General features: G+C 36.5%; 13 protein-coding genes. 9 read left to right on the plus strand and 4 right to left on the minus strand.

All coding sequences use genetic code 11. The features are described from left to right. Window positions 1-271 precede the first annotated feature (271 nt). The 5 genes from C8C85_RS06075 to gldD all read left to right on the plus strand — a co-directional run bounded on the left by C8C85_RS06075 (window position 272) and on the right by gldD (window position 4,856). Window positions 272-1,075: a tetratricopeptide repeat protein gene (locus C8C85_RS06075; protein ID WP_243412074.1), complete on the plus strand. Its 804-nt coding sequence runs from the start codon at window positions 272-274 to the stop codon at window positions 1,073-1,075. Between the two features lie 48 nt (window positions 1,076-1,123). Beyond that, the gene (locus C8C85_RS06080) at window positions 1,124-2,299 is read left to right on the plus strand and encodes a hypothetical protein (RefSeq protein WP_116796273.1); all 1,176 of its coding nucleotides are present in this window, start codon (window positions 1,124-1,126) and stop codon (window positions 2,297-2,299) included. 226 nt (window positions 2,300-2,525) lie between these two features. After that, window positions 2,526-2,966 carry a single-stranded DNA-binding protein gene (locus tag C8C85_RS06085; protein ID WP_116796274.1) on the plus strand — a complete coding sequence of 147 codons (441 nt, stop codon included), beginning with the start codon at window positions 2,526-2,528 and terminating at the stop codon, window positions 2,964-2,966. A 23-nt stretch (window positions 2,967-2,989) separates the two neighbouring features. Beyond that, a complete protein-coding gene (locus tag C8C85_RS06090) occupies window positions 2,990-4,285 on the plus strand; it encodes a gliding motility-associated protein GldE (protein WP_116796275.1) in 1,296 nt (431 codons plus the stop codon). 7 nt (window positions 4,286-4,292) lie between these two features. After that, window positions 4,293-4,856 carry a gliding motility lipoprotein GldD gene (gldD, locus tag C8C85_RS06095; RefSeq protein ID WP_116796276.1) on the plus strand — a complete coding sequence of 188 codons (564 nt, stop codon included), beginning with the start codon at window positions 4,293-4,295 and terminating at the stop codon, window positions 4,854-4,856. A 60-nt stretch (window positions 4,857-4,916) separates the two neighbouring features. Here gldD and C8C85_RS06100 read toward each other — a convergent pair whose 3' ends face one another. Beyond that, complete coding sequence (locus tag C8C85_RS06100; RefSeq protein WP_116796277.1) at window positions 4,917-5,297, minus strand: heavy-metal-associated domain-containing protein; 381 nt, start codon at window positions 5,295-5,297, stop codon at window positions 4,917-4,919. 108 nt (window positions 5,298-5,405) lie between these two features. Here C8C85_RS06100 and C8C85_RS06105 point away from each other — a divergent pair, with 108 nt between their 5' ends. Continuing rightward, a complete protein-coding gene (locus tag C8C85_RS06105; protein ID WP_116796278.1) occupies window positions 5,406-6,272 on the plus strand; it encodes a DMT family transporter in 867 nt (288 codons plus the stop codon). A gap of 185 nt (window positions 6,273-6,457) precedes the next feature. On the opposite strand, the gene pbpC is transcribed toward C8C85_RS06105, so the two are convergent. From pbpC to C8C85_RS06120, 3 genes are all read right to left on the minus strand, one after another. Beyond that, window positions 6,458-8,833, minus strand: coding sequence for a penicillin-binding protein 1C (gene pbpC, locus C8C85_RS06110; protein ID WP_116796279.1), 2,376 nt, complete (start codon window positions 8,831-8,833; stop codon window positions 6,458-6,460). Window positions 8,834-9,062: 229 nt separating this feature from the next. Then, window positions 9,063-14,708 (minus strand): alpha-2-macroglobulin family protein, encoded by a 5,646-nt coding sequence (locus C8C85_RS06115; RefSeq protein WP_116796280.1) that lies wholly within the window; start codon window positions 14,706-14,708, stop codon window positions 9,063-9,065. Window positions 14,709-15,042: 334 nt separating this feature from the next. Next, entirely contained in the window at window positions 15,043-15,486 is a 444-nt protein-coding gene (locus C8C85_RS06120) for a nucleoside deaminase (protein WP_116798398.1), read from the minus strand. 60 nt (window positions 15,487-15,546) lie between these two features. On the opposite strand from C8C85_RS06120, the gene C8C85_RS06125 reads away from it, so the two are divergent. The 3 genes from C8C85_RS06125 to C8C85_RS06135 are packed head-to-tail and all read left to right on the plus strand — an operon-like array spanning window position 15,547 to window position 19,456. After that, window positions 15,547-16,578: an energy transducer TonB gene (locus C8C85_RS06125; protein WP_116796281.1), complete on the plus strand. Its 1,032-nt coding sequence runs from the start codon at window positions 15,547-15,549 to the stop codon at window positions 16,576-16,578. Window positions 16,579-16,623: 45 nt separating this feature from the next. Further along, complete coding sequence (locus tag C8C85_RS06130) at window positions 16,624-18,405, plus strand: 1-deoxy-D-xylulose-5-phosphate synthase (protein WP_116796282.1); 1,782 nt, start codon at window positions 16,624-16,626, stop codon at window positions 18,403-18,405. 40 nt (window positions 18,406-18,445) lie between these two features. Then, a complete protein-coding gene (locus C8C85_RS06135) occupies window positions 18,446-19,456 on the plus strand; it encodes a DUF3078 domain-containing protein (protein ID WP_116796283.1) in 1,011 nt (336 codons plus the stop codon). The last annotated feature ends 65 nt before the right edge of the window (window positions 19,457-19,521 follow it).

Raw genomic sequence — 19,521 nt, forward strand, 5'->3', positions numbered from 1 at the left:
GCCAAATTATAGCAACGCGAATTTTGCCCCATTGTTTTATAGCGTCGGGCTATTCGCGCTACTTCGGTAACTAGCTGCTATCCCTCACCCAAGTCAAGGAACAAGAAGTTCAGTATTTATGATGACATTTAACAACAAGAGTCTTTATAGCTTTCTTCCTAAATACCATTACAAAACATAAGTTGAACAAATAGTGATGTTAAATTAAAGCCAAACCATTTTGCTTGTTGCGTAGGATATTTCTACTTTTATAACATAAAAACACTTCACTTTGAAAAAAATTATCCTTTTATTAAGTCTGAATCTTGGATTGACAATATTTGCGCAAACCAATCCCGAAACAATCAAGAAAAACCAAGAAGCCATAATCGAAGAATTTGTTACAAATTGTGCCGAAAAACATAATTATAATTATGAAATGACCGAATGGCAACAATGTCTTGATACCGGAATACAAAAAGACAGTACCATATCATATTTGTGGCAACAAAAAGCCATGCCTTATTTCAAAGCTAGAAAATACGAAGTTGGGATGGTATATTTAGACAAAGCCGTACAACTGAATCCTCAAAAACATCAAGCTTACAGAGCTTTTATCAAATGTATTTTTGCCAAAACGTACAAGGAATCCATTTCGGATTTCGAAGATTGCATCAAGAAATTTGGAAATAGCTACGTAATGGACCATACCTATAATTTTTATATTGGCTTATGCTATTTGCAACTGAATGAATATGCCAAAGCAGAGAAACTTTTTGGAGAATACAATGATGATATTTTTAAAAACCGACAAGGACTAGAGCATCCTACCGCTTTATTTTATTATGGAGTTTCAAAATATGAACAAAAAAAATGGGAAGAAGCAATTGTTATTTTTGATAAAGCACTAAAATTGTACCCTAATCTATCTGATGCAAAATATTATAAAACGATTTGCTTGGTTCGATTGAATAAAAAAGAAGAAGCAAATAAGTTATATGAAGAAGCAAAACAAGACGGGAAAGCGGGTTATACATTAAATGAGGACAATGTCGTTTATGAAATGTATCCTTATCAAGTACGATGGAAATCATAAATCAATGCCTACTTCATTATTAATCTCAATGTTAATGCAAACAATAATATGAAATCAAAACAATCTTTATTAATCGGATTACTCTTTATAACGACTCTTTCTTTTGCACAAACCAATCCTTTAATCGTCCCTTCAAATATCGTTTTACCAAAAGACACTTTGATAGCCAATCATCTTCTGAAATCCTTAAATGGTTTTTTGAGTCAAAAAGAAAGCCCAAACAAAGAGAATGTTTTTGTCTTAAAAGATGATTTACTTGAAACTTCAATCCTTTTGGACGAAATGAAAGGAATTGAGAAAAGTGTCAAATTCAAAGATGATAATTTCTACAAAGGTTATTTGACCAATGTGGTGCAAATCGACAAAAGCAATTTCATAATCCAATTCTCTTATATAGGTATAAATGAAAACACACCAGTTTTAAACGCCAGTTTTGAAATTCTTGCTAAATACATAGACGACAAATTCTATTTCCTATCCCCTTTGCAACGCAATACTCTCTCTTGGCAAACCAAAAAAATAGGAAATGCTACTTTCCATTTTAAAAAAGAACTAAACACCAAAGTCGCCACTGAGTATGTAAAAGATGTCGCATTGTTTGACAAGAAACTAAATGCCCAGCAGGACAATATCAGTTGGTACGGATGCAACGATATGCCGGAACTGCTTAAAAGCATTGGAGTTTTGTATAAATTAGAATATAATGGACGTTCTGTGAGCACTTTTAATGCCAATGAAAACAATACTACTTTATTGGTAAATGGAACTTATAATACCAATTTCAATAGTTTTGACCCCCACGATTTATGGCACGAACGAGCTAGAAATGCTATTCCAAAAAATACAATCAACAAACCAGTTGATGAGGGTTGCGCTTACCTTTACGGAGGAAGTTGGGGAATCACTTGGTCACAAATCCTAAAGACATTCAAAGAAAAAGTAGCCTCCAATCCAAAATCAGATTGGTTGAGTTTGTATGACGGGTTTTATAATTTTGGCGAAAGCAAAGAAAAACACCTTATCGTGAGCTATTTGATTAACGCTTTAATCGTTGAAAAAATCGAAAAAGAAAAAGGATTCCCTGCCATTATTGAATTGCTTAGTTGTGGTAAATACGAAAAAAACAATGATAATTATTTCAAGGTTCTTGAGAAACTAACAGGAATCAACAGAAGCAACTTTAACGAAAGCGTTTGGGCATTAATCAAAAAAAGCGGGAAGTAGCAAAAGTAATTTGGGGTTAGTAAAACTGAATTAACCGAGATTACGCATTAGACATAAAACCTATTAGTTATAACACAGATTTCACAGATTATCACAAATTAATCTGTGTAAATCTGTGTTATAAGCTCTTTAATCCTGAATCCGGGATTAATGCAATTATTTATAGGAATCCCATAAAAGTAGTTTTCAAAAAATAATGTACCTTTGATAGAAATACCACCAAATCATGAACGGAACATTAAATAAAGTGATGCTTATAGGCCATCTTGGCGACGATGTCAAAATGCATTATTTTGACGGAGGAAACTGTATCGGAAGATTTCAATTAGCCACAAATGAAGTCTATGTCAACAAAACGACCAACGAAAAAATCACTTCTACCGAATGGCACAATCTAGTAGTTCGCAACAAAGCGGCTGAAATCTGCGAAAAATACCTTTCGAAAGGAGATAAGATTTATGTAGAGGGTAGAATAAAATCAAGACAATGGCAAGCCGAAGACGGTTCGACAAAACATACAATGGAAATTCAGGTGACCGAGTTTACTTTTTTGACTACCAAGAAAGATACTGAAAGCAATAAAGCAATAAATTCTTCGGAATCCACAAAAAACACTAACTTTGACCCACAAAATAACGACTTGCCTATCAATGACTTGCCGTTTTAATTGTTTAACTAATTTATAAGAATTTGGACCCAGAGCCCAGTTTAGAGATTGCCTCTCAAGTTGACCTTACCTTAATATTCGGTTTTATCGGAATTATTATTTTGCTGTTTTGCTCTGCAATAGTTTCGGGTGCCGAAGTAGCATTATTCTCCTTATCGCAAAAAGATTTAGACGATTCCTTTCAGGAAAATAATTCCAAAGGAAGAATAATATCCCGCCTTTTGGAGAAACCAAAAAAACTCTTGGCAACATTACTCGTAGCCAATAATTTCATTAACATTGCAGTTGTTATTCTATTTTCATTTGTTGGAAAAGATCTTTTTGCAGCGATACAATCGCCTGTTTTAAAATTCATAACCGAAGTAATTTTAGTTACTTTCCTGTTATTGCTTTTTGGTGAAGTTTTGCCAAAAGTATATGCCAGCAGAAACAATATAAAGTTTGCCCAATTAATTGCTTATCCCGTTTCAGGATTAGACAAAGTATTGTCACCAGTAAGTATTCCAATGCGTTCGATCACCTTGTATTTACAGAATAAATTGGGAAAACAAAAATCAAATTTCTCGATAGACCAACTATCTCAAGCTTTAGAACTGACCGATACTGGTGAGACTTCAACCGAAGAACAAAAAATACTGGAAGGAATCGTGTCTTTTGGAAACACAGACACTAAACAAGTCATGAGTCCAAGAATAGACATTTTTGCTTTGGAAATCACCGAGTCTTTTGCAGTAATTTACCCAAAAATCATAGAAAAAGGATTCTCCAGAATTCCTGTGTATCGAGATAATATTGACCAAATAGAAGGCGTTTTGTTTGTCAAAGATTTACTTCCATATATCAATGATATCGAATTTGACTGGACCACTTTATTAAGAGAGCCCTTCTTTGTTCCCGAAAATAAAAAATTGGACAATTTGCTCAAAGATTTTCAAAGTTTGAAAAGCCATTTGGCCATTGTGGTTGATGAATATGGAGGAACATCAGGATTGGTTTCGTTAGAGGATGTTATTGAAGAAATAGTTGGGGAAATCAGTGATGAATATGATGATGCACCCGTTAATTTTTCTAAAATTGATGATAAAAATTATATTTTTGAAGGCAAAATAAACCTGAAAGATTTCTATAGGATTATTGATGTTGATGAAGATTTATTTGAAGAGAAAAAAGGGGAAGCAGAAACGTTGGCAGGATTTATTCTTGAAATTTTAGGCAATTTTCCTAAAAAGGGGCATAAAATAGTTTTTGAAAACTGTACGTTTGTCATCGAATCCGCGGACCAAAAACGTATCAAACAAATTAAAGTAACGATTGAATAAAATTAAAATGCTTAAAAAATTTACAGCTATAGCGCTACTTTTTACATTCTTTTATACTGTAGTTGGATGTAAAAATGATGTTTTGCCTAAACCAGCCAGTTATTTAAGACTAGATTACCCCGAAGCGGAATATGTCACACTTAAAGGTCATTGCCCATTTGAATTTGATATGAATTCCAAAGCAATTATCAAAGAAGACAAGGATTGTGGATATTCTATCACATATCCAAAGATGAAAGCCACTATTTACCTGACCTACAAACCTGTAAATAACAACATAAAAAAACTGCTTAGGGATGCTCAAAAATTAACATACGAGCATGTCATCAAAGCTGATGACATATTAGAACAACCATATCTAAACCCAGATAAAAAAGTGTATGGAATGTTTTATCAAGTAGATGGAAATGCTGCTACCAATTCCCAGTTTTACGCTACTGACAGCATCAAGCATTTTGTAACAGGTTCGGTTTATTTTTATGCCAAACCCAATTTTGACTCCATTATGCCGGCTGCCAGTTATATCAAAAACGACATGCAGCGTTTAATGGAAACCATTAAATGGAAATAAAGAGTATAAAAAAAGCATTCGTCAGTGGCGAATGCTTTTTTTTATAGAATATCAGTCTGTTTAAGACTTCATATTGGAAACTTTGTATGTTTTTCCGTCACCTGCTGCTTGAACCACTTTGGTTAAGCTTTCTGGAGTTTGAACGGTTTTGTCAAAAGTTACAGTAGCCAGTTTTTTGTCAAAATCTACTTTGGCGGTTTGAACGCCATCTAGTGCTGTCAGTTCTTCTTGAATTGTTGCGGCACAACCTATGGCGCAAGTCATTCCTTCTATTTTGAAACTTGCTGTTTGTAAATTGGCGGCAGCAATTTCTTTTTTAACTTTTGGAGCTGTTGCTTCAGTTGAAGCGGCTTCGGTTTTTACTTCGGCCTTGTTGTCTTTACAGCTTGCAAAAAGCAATCCTGAAAGTGCTATAATTGCGATTGATTTTGTAAAATTCATTTTACTACTATTTTAATTGATTAAGTTTCTTCTGATTGATTGCAAAATTAATGAAAAAAGAAGTGGAAGTTTTTAAAATTTTCACAATTTTGCATCAAAACAGTGTTTATGATGTCGAAGCAATTGAAGTGGGTTTATTTGTTTGTTCTATCCTTAATTTGGGGAAGTTCTTTTATATTGATAAAAAAAGGGTTGATCGGATTGACCGCTTTTCAATTGGGATCATTGCGCATTATTTTTGCGGCAATTTTTCTGCTCCTGATTGGGTTTAAGAGTTTGGTTAAAATTCCGCATCATCAATGGAAATATATTGCATTAACTTCACTATTCGGAACATTTGTGCCAGCTTATCTTTTTGCGATAGCCGAGACCCAAATCGACAGTTCGATAACGGCCATTCTAAATTCATTGACACCACTGAACACACTGATTTTGGGAGCCGCTTTTTTTGGAATTACTTTCAGGAGAAGCCAAATTTGGGGAGTAATCATCGGTCTTTTTGGAAGTATGCTTCTAGTTTTTAACGGAGCGGTCAACCATCCCGAACAAAATTACTATTACGCCATTCTGGTTTTGATAGCTTCGATATGTTATGCCACGAACGTCAATCTAATTAAAAGATACTTATCGGATTTGACGCCTTTGAGCATTACGACTGGAAATTTTTTAATATTGCTGTTTCCTGCTTTGGGGATTTTGTTTTTTACTAATTTTTTTGATGTGGTTCATATCGAAAAAGTGCAGCATTCTCTTTGGTTTATATTGATTTTAGGGGTGCTTGGTACTGGGATTGCCAACGTTATCTTCTTCAAATTGATTCAGGTTTCATCGCCTGTTTTTGCGACCTCGGTAACGTATTTAATTCCAATTGTTGCTTTCTTTTGGGGATTGCTGGATAATGAGGTATTGACATTTGTTCAGTGTATTGGCGCTTTTATAATTTTGGTGGGCGTTTATTTATCGGCTAAAAAGTAGTGTCCGGATAGCAGAAAGCAGAATTCAGGTTCCAACAAATAGTCTTGCTACGATCGCATGAGGGATAGAAATAAGCTACCGAAGTAGCATGGATAGCCCGACAGCATAAAAAGAAGGGGGCCGACTCACCGTCATCACGATGAGTTTGCCCTTCTCTTTATGGTAGCATGCCCAAAATATCTTGATTACTCTTTTACAATCTCAATTTTTCTTCGGATTTCGTTTCCAAATTCATCAACAACAGTAATGTAGTGAAACCCCGTCGTAGCCGAAATAGGCATTTCATGGAAAGTTTTGGTTGCGCCTTTGTAAACATTATCGACATACCAAAACAGTTTGCTTTCGCGTTGCGAATGAGCCACTTTTAGAATCACAGGCTGTATTTCGCTGTTGAAATTTTTGGTAAGATAGATTTTGCTGTTGGTTTTAGGATAAATAAAATCCATTGTCGCCGTTTGTGTTCCCATACAATCATCCCGAAACGGAGGCAACGGCAAGTACTCGATATGCTGGCTTTTATAATACCAAGCCATTACTGGAGGCAATACAAACCAATTTTTGGTCACAATATTCTCTATGTTTTCGCAACTACTGTTGACTTGAAATTGCTGTGTTTTGTCCAAATGCACCGTTTTGTGATACGGACAAATGGAAGTGTTTTTCCCTTTTTTGGGAACGAGCTGTTTTATGACAGGACAGCCTTCTTTGGCCAAATGACCGCTCAAACTGCAAACTTCAACTTCTTCCAAATCTTTATACGGAGTATCGAACCATCGCTGTCTTGGCAACAGATTAAAAACATCAAACAAAATGGGTGCTGCGCTGGTAACTCCTGTCAATGTAGGTCTCCCCTCGCCTGTTGCATTTCCTACCCATACACCTACCACATATCTGGCATTAGTTCCTATCGCCCACGCATCACGATTTCCGAAACTTGTTCCCGTTTTCCAAGCAATCTTGAGCGAACTGTCATAAAATTTCCAAGCTTCATCTCCTTCGGGGCGATTGACTTGTTCCATTGCGTTATAAGTTAGCCAAATCGAGCCTGCTCCCAAGATGTTTTTTTGCTTAGTCTCGTCTCCAAAATCGACTTGAAAATTATCATCATAATTTAATTCGGCAAATTCATTGATTCTGTATTGTCCTTGATTTCTATTAAAATAATTCAAAGTTGAGGACAAACCGGCATACGTTCGGCACAAATCCCACAAATTACTTTCGGCTCCTCCCAAAATTAGCGATAAGCCGTAATGATCTGGCGGTTTTGAAATATCCCGCAATTTGAATCGCTGTAATTCTTCATAAAATCTATTCACCCCGAAATCCTGTAGCATCAATACGGCAGGAATATTCAACGAGCGCGACAATGCTCGATGCGCCGGAACCGCGCCGTCAAATGTCAAGTTGAAATTTTGAGGTGTATAACCCGAAATCTGTGTTGGAATATCAGCCACTAAAGTATTGGGCAATAACTCGCCATCGTCGAGCATAGCTCCATACAAGAGCGGTTTAAGAATACTTCCCGTGCTTCTTGGCGCGTCAACAATGTCTACATCCTTTTGATGGTTGCCGTCCGTAGGCGAATTGCCAACATAACTCAATACTTTTCTATTAGACACATCAATAACCAAAATAGCCAAATTATGAACTTCATTTTGCTTGTATTGACTGTAATAATACTTTGCAATTTGATTGACCCTGTTTTGCAGTCCAACTTCTATCGTAGTTTTCACCTGAGTTCCTTGTTGATTCTTGGCTACTCTTTGCAATAAATGAGGTGCAATTTGAGGTAAGTCGTAAGGCTTTTGAGGCAAAGGCTCATCTATCGAAAGTTCGTAGGTCTGGTTGTCGATAATTCCCTCTTGGTTTAGCTTTAACAAAAGTCGGTTGCGTTTACTCAATAATTTGATTTGGTTTTTTCCGGGATAAATCAAACTAGGTGCATTGGGCAAAACGGCCAAAGTAGCACTCTCCGCCCAAGACAATTGATGAGATTGCACGCCAAAATACCGCCAAGAAGCCATTTCGAGACCTACCACATTTCCGCCAAAAGGGGCGTGAGATGCATATAATTCCAAAATTTCGTTTTTAGAATAACCCCACTCTAATCTCGTTGCAAGAATAAGTTCGATTATTTTTTCAAAATAAGTTCGCCCTTTGCCTTTTCTGGACAAACGAATGACTTGTTGTGTCAACGTACTTCCACCGCGAACGACTTTACCTGCTTTTCTGTTTTGCTGAAAAGCATTGACCATCGCCACAGGATTGAATCCGGGATGTTTATAAAAATATTCGTCTTCAAAATAGACGATACACTTCTTGAATTTGTCAGGGACGCTGTCCTGTGCTGGGAATCTCCATTGTCCATCAAGTGCAATTTTGGCACCAAGCAATTCTCCTTCTTTACTTTCTATCACCGTAGAATAAGGTTCCTGAAAAAGAGTTCTAGGCAACGAAAAATAATAAACCACCAACAGCAAAAATGCCATTGATGATTTAAATTTATGCTGTTCTATCCAATTGATAATGCGTTGTAGGAACGCTATTAGTTTGTTTTTCAAAGTAATTTTATTTAACCGTAAGGGTCACAAAGTTATTCGCAAAGTATTATACAAATTTAAGACAATATATTACCTCCATTTTATCTGCACAAATCTGCAAAATCTGCGCGAAAATATTGCACGCAGATTTTGCAGATTCACGCAGATTTTTTCATGAGCCAAACACCTTATTTCAATCAGTGTAAAATCCTTTCTATCCTTGTCATCCGTGACTCATTAATAGCAATGTTTACTTTATCACCTCAACCCAAAAACCTTTGGTTCTTGCCAAAAATGTATTGTCATACATCGCTTCGCATTGCAATCCTGGCAAATAATACGTTCCTAAATAAGAAGCATTCAATAATATTCTAAAAGTTTTTACTTCTCCAGCTTTCAGTCCAAAATAGAAGTTCGTCCTGTCATCGCGAATATCAATATAATCGGCTACGTTATTGGTTGCGTCTCCGTAATCCGTGAAACGGGTATTTACAATTTCGAAACCCGAAGGCAAAATTTGAGATAATGCTACATTTTCTACATGCTCATTTTTCTGGTTTCTAACGGTTACTTCAGCAATAAACTCTGTTCCCTGATTAATTTTGGACACATTAATAACGCCCCCTTTTCTATTTTTGAAAACAATAGAAGCCGAAACATTACTTTGAATAGCATTTTCCTGCCCTATTGGTAGAATTCCTGTATTCAGCACACGAACAAATAACCTGTTTTTTCTATTGTTTTTTAGAGTCAAACTATTCGAGCCCATTTTTACAACCAAACTTCTATCTGCGATCGTTTTCATCGTTTTGATAGTTTGCGCTTTTCCGTCTTTACTAAACTGAACATCGATTCCTTTGGCACCGTTGCTTACCGAAAACTTGGTCATTGCATAAAGGCAATAAGCTGTAGTTTGCGTACTCATCCATTGGTCACTTGACATATCTTTGGCCAATTTTGTTGCCATTGCAAATGCTTTTTGCTTTTGTCCAAGCAATAACATCGTTTCCAAAGCCATTGCACGGTTTCTATCGACAGAACCATAATAGTAATAACTGTAGTTAGAATCATCATCAATTGTACTGTTCAATAATAAAGTCAAACCCGCTGATTTTTGTCCAGCCAATACATAAGCCGCAGCCAAACGCAATTTACTTTCGTTCGAAATACCTTTGGTTTCACGTAATCTGTTCATTGAAGACAAATCGGGTGCACCCGCCAATGCTAAGGTGTACAAGCGATACGCTTGAGCCATATCATTACCGTATCGTTTTTCAAATCGCCATTGTTTGGCTTCTTTTTGTTGATACGAAATCCATTTTGATTTAAAGTTGATAGGCAAAAAATATCCTTTTTTCTCTGCTTCTATCATAAAATGCCCGGCATAGGAAGAACCCCAATCATCTGCCTCTGTACCGCCTTGCCAATACGTTATTCCACCATTCGATAATTGAAAACCTCCCAGTCGGGTAATTCCTGCGGTTACATTTTTTTGAATCAAATCTTTGCGATAGGCATCCAAATCGGCAATATCATTCAAATACAATTGCGGAAAAACAGACGATGTAGTTTGCTCCACACAACCGTGAGGATATTGGATCAAATACTGCAATCTTCCATTCAAATTGATGGTTGGCATCGAAGAAATCTCCAATTTTGCTTTGTTGCTTCCCGAAATACCAAACGTTTTCCAAGAAATAGTTTTAGAACTGTTTGGTTCCAAAATCACGTCGGTAAACGCATTGGTAACAGGATTAGGATTCGTCATATCAATCTCTACATCATATACGGATTTTTCCTTGCCCGAAGTCGCCACAATCTGCACTTTTCCAATTCCGGTAACAGAACCAACAGCCAAATTGAAATAGGCCATTTTTTCGTCAGGTTGGGCAAATGATAAGCTTTGTGTTGCGCTACCTATAACTTTTAATCCATTATTGGTTTTAATCTGAACCGTAACGTTTTTGATGTTTTTTTCCATTGCAAAAACAGTAACCGGAATCGTCACTTTTTCAGATGGAGAAATTTTTCTCGGCAACGAAGCCAAAACCATCAACGGACTGCGCACAGGAGTTGCTTTTTCAACACTTCCATAGGCACTTGTAGTCGCATCACCAGCAACAATCATTGTTTTTACCGAACCAATGTATTTAGGTAATTTTATCTGATGGGTTTTGGTTTGACCTTTCTCCAATTTAAAAGGCCCCATAAAAATCACAACTGGTTTGAAACGATTCGCTTTTTTAGCTTTACCGCCACCCAAATCCTGGTCACCACCAATACTGAAAATCTGATTCACTTTTCCACCATAGGCACCAATCACATCATCATAAATGTCCCAGGTTTTTACACCCAAAGCTTCTCGAACATAAAAACTATCCCAAGCGTTTGGCGCTTTGAAACGCGTTAAATCTAGCAAACCTTCATCAACAATCGCAATTGTATAAGTCATTGCTTTGCCGGATTGCTCGCTTACTTTTACAGCAAATGACTGTTCCGGACGTAACACATCAGGCATCACTAATTTAGGAGCGAGTACCGTGTTTTTGTCCACGACTTCAATCGGAACAATTCCGTACATACGTATTGGTAAATCGTTCTTGGTCGAAGCGTGTGGTTGCAACAACGTAATATTGAAATACACATTCGGCGCCATCGAAGCCGTAATTGGAATACTTACTTTTGTTTCTCCTTTTTTGGTTTCTGCCCAAAGTGTTTGCACTACTTTCGAACCATTTTCGATAGAGATAAAAGCCCTTCCCCCTTCACTCGAAGGGAAAGAAATTTGAGCATTTTCGCCCACAGCATATTTTTCTTTATCGGTAGAAAAAACCAACATATTCGCCGTTGAAGCATCAGTGTTTTTGGTTTTCCCAGACCACATTGGCCAATCGATATTTACAGTTAAAGCCGTAGCGTGTCCTCCAACCTCATCGGAGACTCTAATTAAATAACGTCCCCACTCTTCATCGGTCAATGCAAAACTTACACTCCCTTTCCCTCTTGAATCGGTGTTTATTCTAAAAGTTTTATAGGAAGTCGTAGCATCATCCGAGTTATAATTAGACAGATTATCGCTTGAAGCATCCCACCACCAGCGCCATTCTACTTTATAGACTTTTACTTCCAGATTTTTGACCGATTTTGGTCTGCCGTTTTCATCAACTGTAACAACATCAAATTGATTCACTTTACGGGTTTCCAACATACCGTATTTATTAGGCTCCGGTGATTTCAAACCAACATAAGTATTGAATGGAGAATAGGTAGTCGAGATAACATCGGTGCTGAAATCACCGCCTTCCTCATACACTTTTGTGATGAACGAAGCCTTGAGCATACCAGGCGCCACTCCTTGTATTTTTGGATTTATAGCAGTATTGGCTTTTCCGTTGGCATCTAATTTACCCGAAAAAACAGTAATTTCCTCGGTGCTGAATTGTCGTACCAAATCATCAAAAGTAAATTTTTCATAGTTTTTGAAAGTAGTTGTTTGTGGCGAAAATTTAGCCTGCATTTCGACATTCAAATTTTTGGCGACAGCCCCGTGAAGCCACGTCACCTCAAGATTACTTGTGTTTGGGTACGAAGACGAAAGCACCGCTCTTTTGAACGTATTTTTAATTTTCAAACGATTCGGTTTGATGGTTTCGATTTTGATGTTTTTGTAAAACTTCGCTCCACCGACACTGACCATTGCCTCCCAACTTCCCGTTGGTGCATCTGCTTCTGTTGGCACGGTAAAAGCGTAATGATTCCACTCATTTATTTTTTGAACCGTTTGATACGTCACTTTTCCGTTAGGATCGCTCAATCTGAATTTTATAGGATGTCCCAACGGCAATTTATTCGAAGCATCGTTCAAAATAAAGGACAAATACAAATTATCGCCAGGACGCCAAACCCCGCGTTCCCCATAAATAAAGCCTTTGAGACCTTTCTGCAACGTTTCGCCCGAAACATTAAAATTACTCACTGACAACGAATTTCCGTCATCGAGACGTACATAAGTGGATTGCGTTCCATAAGTCACAATGGCAAAATAGGCAAAGGTGTCCAACTGAAAACTGGCAATCCCTTCACTACTTGTTGTGCCTGTAGCCAATTTTTGCTGTTGAAAACTATACAAGTCCACTCTTGCATTTGAAATGGGTTCGGTAGTAATGATATTATTTACGGCAAATAAATACGATTTATTTTCTCCTCTTTTGGCAATTACCCCAACATCCGACGCCAAAATATTTGTTCCGATCTTGGCATTATAATAATACGAACTAGAACATGGATCTTGACTTTCCCTCCATTCATAATCATCATAGTAGTAATCATCGTAGGCATTTTGACTGTAATTCACCTCTTTTTCATCCACTTCTTCTGCTTCCTCATTGTCGCTATCATCTGCTTCTGAGTTTTCACATTTGTATAAAGAATAGGCTTTTTTATACGAGAACTCCACTCTGTAAATAGCCCCCGGTTCTGGAGTTATAATTTTGGACAAATCCAAAGCAAAAGTGTTCCATTTGCTTGGATTGACTAACTTGTTTTCATTGAGATAAAGCGTTGATTTAGCAACGGGCTGTCCGACCCTTTTCAAATTTCGGGTGCCGTTCAACTCATTATCCTGCAAAAATTGAAGAATGTTATTTTTGTAAATTTTATATACTTTGACATCAACCGCACTAAGATTTACGGCTTCAAAATTAAGTTTTAAATTACTGGAACTTGGCAAAATAGTACCGTTCTTGATGAAACGAACGTTGGGTTTAATTTCATCAAATGAAATTTTCTCGGTGTAATTTTCATTTAATTTCTTGCCGTATTCACTTTCAATCCCTTGAAAAACTTCCAGTAATAATTCTCCTGAGAGCTTTTGGGAAGTAAGCGCAGGTTCAGGTTCCACAACTTCAGGTTCTGCGACTGTGGCAGTATCGACAGCAACAGAAGTAGAATCTGAAACTGCAACTTCAGTAGCCACTTCAACCGGTTTTTCAACGGCTTTTTCATTATTAAAATAAACTTTCAACACATTTCCTTGGGTCGAAAACTTTAAATTATTGGTATTTTGAATTGCCACCAATCCTTTAAAATCCTGTCCTTTCTCCAATGGTTCCGAAAAATTAATAGACAAAGATTGATTGTTCCCTTCCTGCATTTCGGTTTTAATGACTTTGAACTCATTCAGTGCCGTAATCGGGAAATCAATGGTTCCTTTTTGGTCCATATCATAATCGCTTCCGTCGTATTTTATCTCGAGATTACTTGCAGAATCCACTCGCTGAATGCTGTCGATTCTGAATTTAAATTCTTTGCCAACAGTATTCGATTTCTCGAAAATAATTTTCAAATCATTACCGTTATGTTCGGCTTCAACCAATTTTTTGGCAGTTTCAAAATCGATATTGTCTGCTGTTTTCAGCACACAATTCAGATATTGGTATTCCTTGCTGTAAGACTGAACATCGAGCGTGTTCACAATAAAATCCTGCTTGATGGTTTTTACCGTGAAATTAAAATTGGAAAGTTCCTTATTTTTTTCAGCCACTTTTGGATTCAGTTTATCCAAATGCAGAGTCACCTGATATTCCGTACCCGAGTCCAGCTTTTTTTCAGGAATAAAAGCAATCGTATTGTTCGAAAGTGCTACCACTTTTCCGTGCACATTTGGAGAAATGTCGAATAAATCATCGTCCAAAACCTGATTGACTTTCCAATTGTTATTATCAAAAGCCAAAACCACGCGAATATCCGATTGTGCCGAGACAATTCCCCCCGTAAAACTGACTATATACTCTTTAAATAATGAAAAATCGGAATTAAAATCGGCGGCTGATTTTCGGCCGCAAGCCTGAAACAAAACACATACAAAAAACACGAAAATTAATCCTTTTGTTTTCACTTTTATTTAGAGTTAATGGGTTACAAATTAAAATTTTGGCAACATATCGCAGTCAAAACCATAACTGCAAAAACACATATTATATTGTAGTAAAAGTATAGTATTTATTTTATTATTTTAAGAAGAAAATTCTTTGGGGGTAAAATATTTTTTGAAGGTAATTTTTAGGAACTATTTCCAGCTATTCGTTACAAACGAAGTTCACTAAACTCCTATGAAAATAAAAATTAAGTGAAGTAATCTTTTTATTTTTAAAGGAAAAATAAAAAGATTACTTCACACGAGCGGAGCGAACTGGCGAAGCAATCTGGGCTAGGGATTTCGGTTAAAAAGACTATTTTCTTCTCTCAGCAAAAAACCGTTTCACCAGTTCCGAAGCTTCATTCGCCATAACCCCGCGAACAACAGCAGTTTTTGGATGTAATTGAGTCCCCATTTTCATAAAACCACGATGATCATCGCTGGCTCCATAAACAATTTTGGTAATCTGGCTCCAATACAAAGCTCCGGCGCACATTTGACAAGGTTCCAATGTAACGTAAAGCGTGCAATCTTTAAGGTATTTTCCGCCAAGGAAATTGGCAGCAGCGGTAATGGCCTGCATTTCCGCATGAGCGGTAACGTCATTTAGCAATTCGGTTAAATTATGACTTCGGGCAATTACGGTATTATTTACCACAATTATAGCTCCCACAGGGATTTCGCCTTTAGCAAAAGCCGTTTCAGCTTCCTGCAAAGCTTTCTTCATAAAGTACTCGTCCGTAAAAATGTTTTCCATAAAACAAAAGTACACTTTTGAAGTAATTTTCATTACTTTTAAAATTCAGTAATCGAAATTATGCACACAAAACACAAAATCACCATTCCAAAACCCTGTCACGAAGATTGGAACAAAATGACTTCAAATGACAATGGCCGATTTTGTGAAAGCTGTTCCAAAAATGTAATCGATTTTACCAATATGTTACCTGATGAAATCCAATTATATTTTCAACAGCAGAACAACATTTGCGGACGATTTAAGAATTCTCAATTGAATTCGTTGACGATCCAAATTCCAAATCAAGTTTTATATTCGCAAACGCATTATCACAAAATATTTTTATTGGCTTTATTTATAGCAATGGGAACGACTTTATTTAGTTGTTCTGATAAAAACGGAAGCAAACAAAAAATCGATAAAATTGAAATTGTAAACGAACCTAAACCTGAAACTGATAGAATTGTGGTTGGCGATGCGAAGTACAATCCAAATGATACACTTCATAATATTCCGTCACCTCCACCACCTCCCAAAATAGACCAGGTTAAATTTACAAAACAGCCCAATCAGAAGAAGTACAAATATCGTAAACCTAAAAATGATTCACTTATTGAAATGACTACTATGGGTAATATTTCTCCAGAAGTCACTATCGATCTTTCGAGAATCAATAACAAAGTGATTTCAAACAAAACAAAAGATATTGATAAAGAAACCGTGACAATCTGGGAAACTATTTATAACAGTCCTGAATATCCTGGAGGCGAAAATGAATTTAAAAACCATATCCAGAAAAATTATATTTTTCCCAAAAACAGAGAATCCCTAAACGGTAAAATTCAAGCTTCATATATAATTAAAAAAGACGGAAGCTTAAGTGACATTAAAATAATAAAAGATTTAGAAAACGGAACTGGAGAAGAGTTTGTCCAACTTTTAAAAACAGCTAAAAATTGGCGTCCAGGTCTTCAAAATGGAAAACCAGTAAGTAATAAATACTACATAACCTTATATGTCAAAACAAAAGTCCTAAAAAAATCTTTTTTTAGGACTGAATATATTTCAAAAATTGATTCAATTTCCATTAAAGACGAGCAAACGTATTAAACAAAACTTTCAATTTAAAACCGTAAATTCGCTTTTTAAACTATAATGAAAAGCAACTTACTCGAACATATCCATTCCCCAATCGATTTACGCTTACTTGACGAAGCGCAACTTCCTCAATTGGCTCAAGAATTACGCGATTTTATAATCAATATTGTCGCGACCAAAGAAGGTCATCTTGGCGCTAGTCTTGGCGTGGTGGAACTCACGATTGCTTTGCATTATATCTTTAACACTCCCGACGATTTATTGGTTTGGGATGTGGGCCATCAGGCTTACGGACATAAAATCCTTACCGAAAGGAAAACCATTTTTCACACAAATCGTCAATTGGGCGGTATTTCGGGTTTCCCAAAAAGAAGTGAAAGCATTTATGACACTTTTGGCGTAGGCCACTCCTCCACTTCTATTTCGGCAGCTTTGGGAATGGCGATAGCTTCTAATTTAAAAGGCGATTTCAACAAACAACACATTGCAGTAATCGGCGATGCTTCGATAGCATCAGGAATGGCCTTTGAAGGTCTAAATCATGCGGGAGTAACTGATGCTAATTTATTGGTAATTCTAAATGATAACGCTATCGGAATTGACCCGAGTGTAGGTGCGCTCAAAAAATATCTTACTTCCGTAAAAGAGGGGAAAAACCCGAGACAAAACAATATGATTCGGTCATTGAATTTTGATTATTCCGGACCAATTGATGGTAATGATATTTTTGCAGTAATCAAAGAATTGAAGCGGCTGAAAAAAATAAAAGGGCCGAAGTTTCTGCACCTTATTACCACCAAAGGCAAAGGCCTTCAACAAGCAGAAGAAAACCAAGTCAAGTACCACGCTCCTGGTAAATTCGATGCCACAACTGGTGAAATCATTCCAAAACAAGAAGAGAATTTACCTCCAAAATACCAAGACGTTTTTGGATTAACCATTTTGAATTTGGCCACAAAGAATGAAAAAATTGTTGGAATCACTCCAGCAATGCCTTCTGGAAGTTCTTTGAAATTCATGATGGATGCCTTTCCGAAAAGAGCTTTTGATGTAGGAATTGCGGAACAGCATGCCGTAACCTTGTCTGCTGGAATGGCAACTCAAGGAATGATTGTGTATTGCAATATATATTCTACTTTTTTACAAAGAGCTTACGACCAAGTGATTCATGATGTGGCATTACAAAATTTACCCGTTATTTTTTGTTTGGACAGAGCCGGTTTAGTTGGCGAAGATGGCGCAACGCATCACGGTGTTTTTGATTTGGCCTACTTACGCTGTATTCCAAACATGATTATTTATGCCCCGTTGAATGAAATTGATTTACAAAATATTTTATATACCGCACAATTGGGCTTAAACCATCCCATTGCGATACGCTATCCGCGAGGACGAGGTGTAACCAATAATTGGAAAAAATTACATTTAGGAAAATACGAAAAAATAGAAATCGGGAAAGCAAAACTTCTGCAAAGTGGCTCAAAAGTAGCTATCTTATCTACGGGCACAATTGGGAACAATGTGACATTGGCCTTAGCCAAAATACAACATCCTGAAAATTTTGCCCATTATGATTTTGCTTTTGTAAAACCTCTTGATGAAAACGAGCTACATGCTATTTTTAACCAATTCGAAACGATTATAACTATTGAGGATGGAATCATAAAAGGCGGATTTGGAAGTGCAATTCTGGAATTTGCGGCTACCCATAATTATACCTCTAAAATACAACTTTTAGGAATACCAGATGTATTTATTGAACAAGGTTCTATTGATGAATTACAACAATATTGTAAAATCTCCGTTGATAGTTTAGAAATAATTTTCTCAAGTTATTGAAATTAATTACTTTGCAACCTTAAAATACCACAGCCTTACTATGACCTTTGTAACCAAACCTATTCTAGTTATATTTTTACTACTTTCAATATGTAGTTTCGCACAAATTAAAATAATTACCACTAAAGCGGACACCATAAATGCAAACAAGATTGATCAGGCTCTTACAACCATTATAACATCAAAGCCGGATACTGTTTCATATTGGACCAACAAGAACATTATGGGAATCGACATTTCAGAAATTGCATTTGTTAACTGGAGTGCTGGGGGTACCAGTGCCATAACAGGACTGGTAAGAGGGCATCTTAAACGAGATTACAAAGACGACAATCAAGTTTGGGCAAGTGAACTTATTTTCAGATATGGCATGAACAAACAAGAAGGAATTGAACTCAGAAAAACAGATGATGTTTTTAAAATCAACTCCACATATGGATATAGAACAAACACATCATCAAATTGGTATCATTCGGCTAAATTCAACTTCAATACCCAATTTACCGATGGATACAATTATCCAAATACCAAAAACCCTATTTCAAAACCATTTGCTCCGGCATATACCTTTTTAGGAATTGGATCAGAGTACATTTATAAACCCGAAAAATTAAACCTCTATTTATCTCCCCTAACATTAAAAAGCACACTTGTCCTTGACCAAACTTTAGCCGATGCAGGTGCCTATGGTGTCAAGAAAGCAGTTTATGATGTAGATGGAAATTTAATTTTCAAGGGAGAACGTTCCAAAACAGAGCTTGGTATCTTAGCAACTTCTTATATTGAAAAAGAAGTTTTTACCAATATAATCATAAAAAACCGTTTGTCTTTGTACACCGATTATCTACACAATTTCGGCAATATCGATGTTGATTGGCAATCTTACGCAGATTTAAAAGTAAATGAATACGTAAAAGCAAACGTTGGTTTCAATTTGGTTTATGACGAAGACATTGATGTCATTAAAGAAGAAAATGGCGTAAAAATTAATGAAGGCGCAAAAGTACAGCTAAAGCAAGTATTGGGAATTGGTCTAGAATATGTTTTTTAAAACAATACTTAAATAAAATAAAAACGCCCTCAAACAGTCAACTATTTGAGGGCTTTTTCGTTATA

The sequence above is a fragment of the Flavobacterium sp. 103 genome, assembly GCF_003096795.1.
Lineage (GTDB): Bacteria > Bacteroidota > Bacteroidia > Flavobacteriales > Flavobacteriaceae > Flavobacterium.

Excerpts from the sequence above, each read along its gene's own strand:
- C8C85_RS06080 (WP_116796273.1), top strand. The coding sequence starts at position 1,124 with ATGAAATCAAAACAATCTTTATTAATCGGATTACTCTTTATAACGACT.
- C8C85_RS06085 (WP_116796274.1), top strand. The coding sequence starts at position 2,526 with ATGAACGGAACATTAAATAAAGTGATGCTTATAGGCCATCTTGGCGAC.
- gldD (WP_116796276.1), top strand. The coding sequence starts at position 4,293 with ATGCTTAAAAAATTTACAGCTATAGCGCTACTTTTTACATTCTTTTAT.
- C8C85_RS06100 (WP_116796277.1), bottom strand. The coding sequence starts at position 5,297 with ATGAATTTTACAAAATCAATCGCAATTATAGCACTTTCAGGATTGCTT.
- C8C85_RS06105 (WP_116796278.1), top strand. The coding sequence starts at position 5,406 with ATGATGTCGAAGCAATTGAAGTGGGTTTATTTGTTTGTTCTATCCTTA.
- C8C85_RS06120 (WP_116798398.1), bottom strand. The coding sequence starts at position 15,486 with ATGGAAAACATTTTTACGGACGAGTACTTTATGAAGAAAGCTTTGCAG.
- C8C85_RS06125 (WP_116796281.1), top strand. The coding sequence starts at position 15,547 with ATGCACACAAAACACAAAATCACCATTCCAAAACCCTGTCACGAAGAT.
- C8C85_RS06130 (WP_116796282.1), top strand. The coding sequence starts at position 16,624 with ATGAAAAGCAACTTACTCGAACATATCCATTCCCCAATCGATTTACGC.
- C8C85_RS06135 (WP_116796283.1), top strand. The coding sequence starts at position 18,446 with ATGACCTTTGTAACCAAACCTATTCTAGTTATATTTTTACTACTTTCA.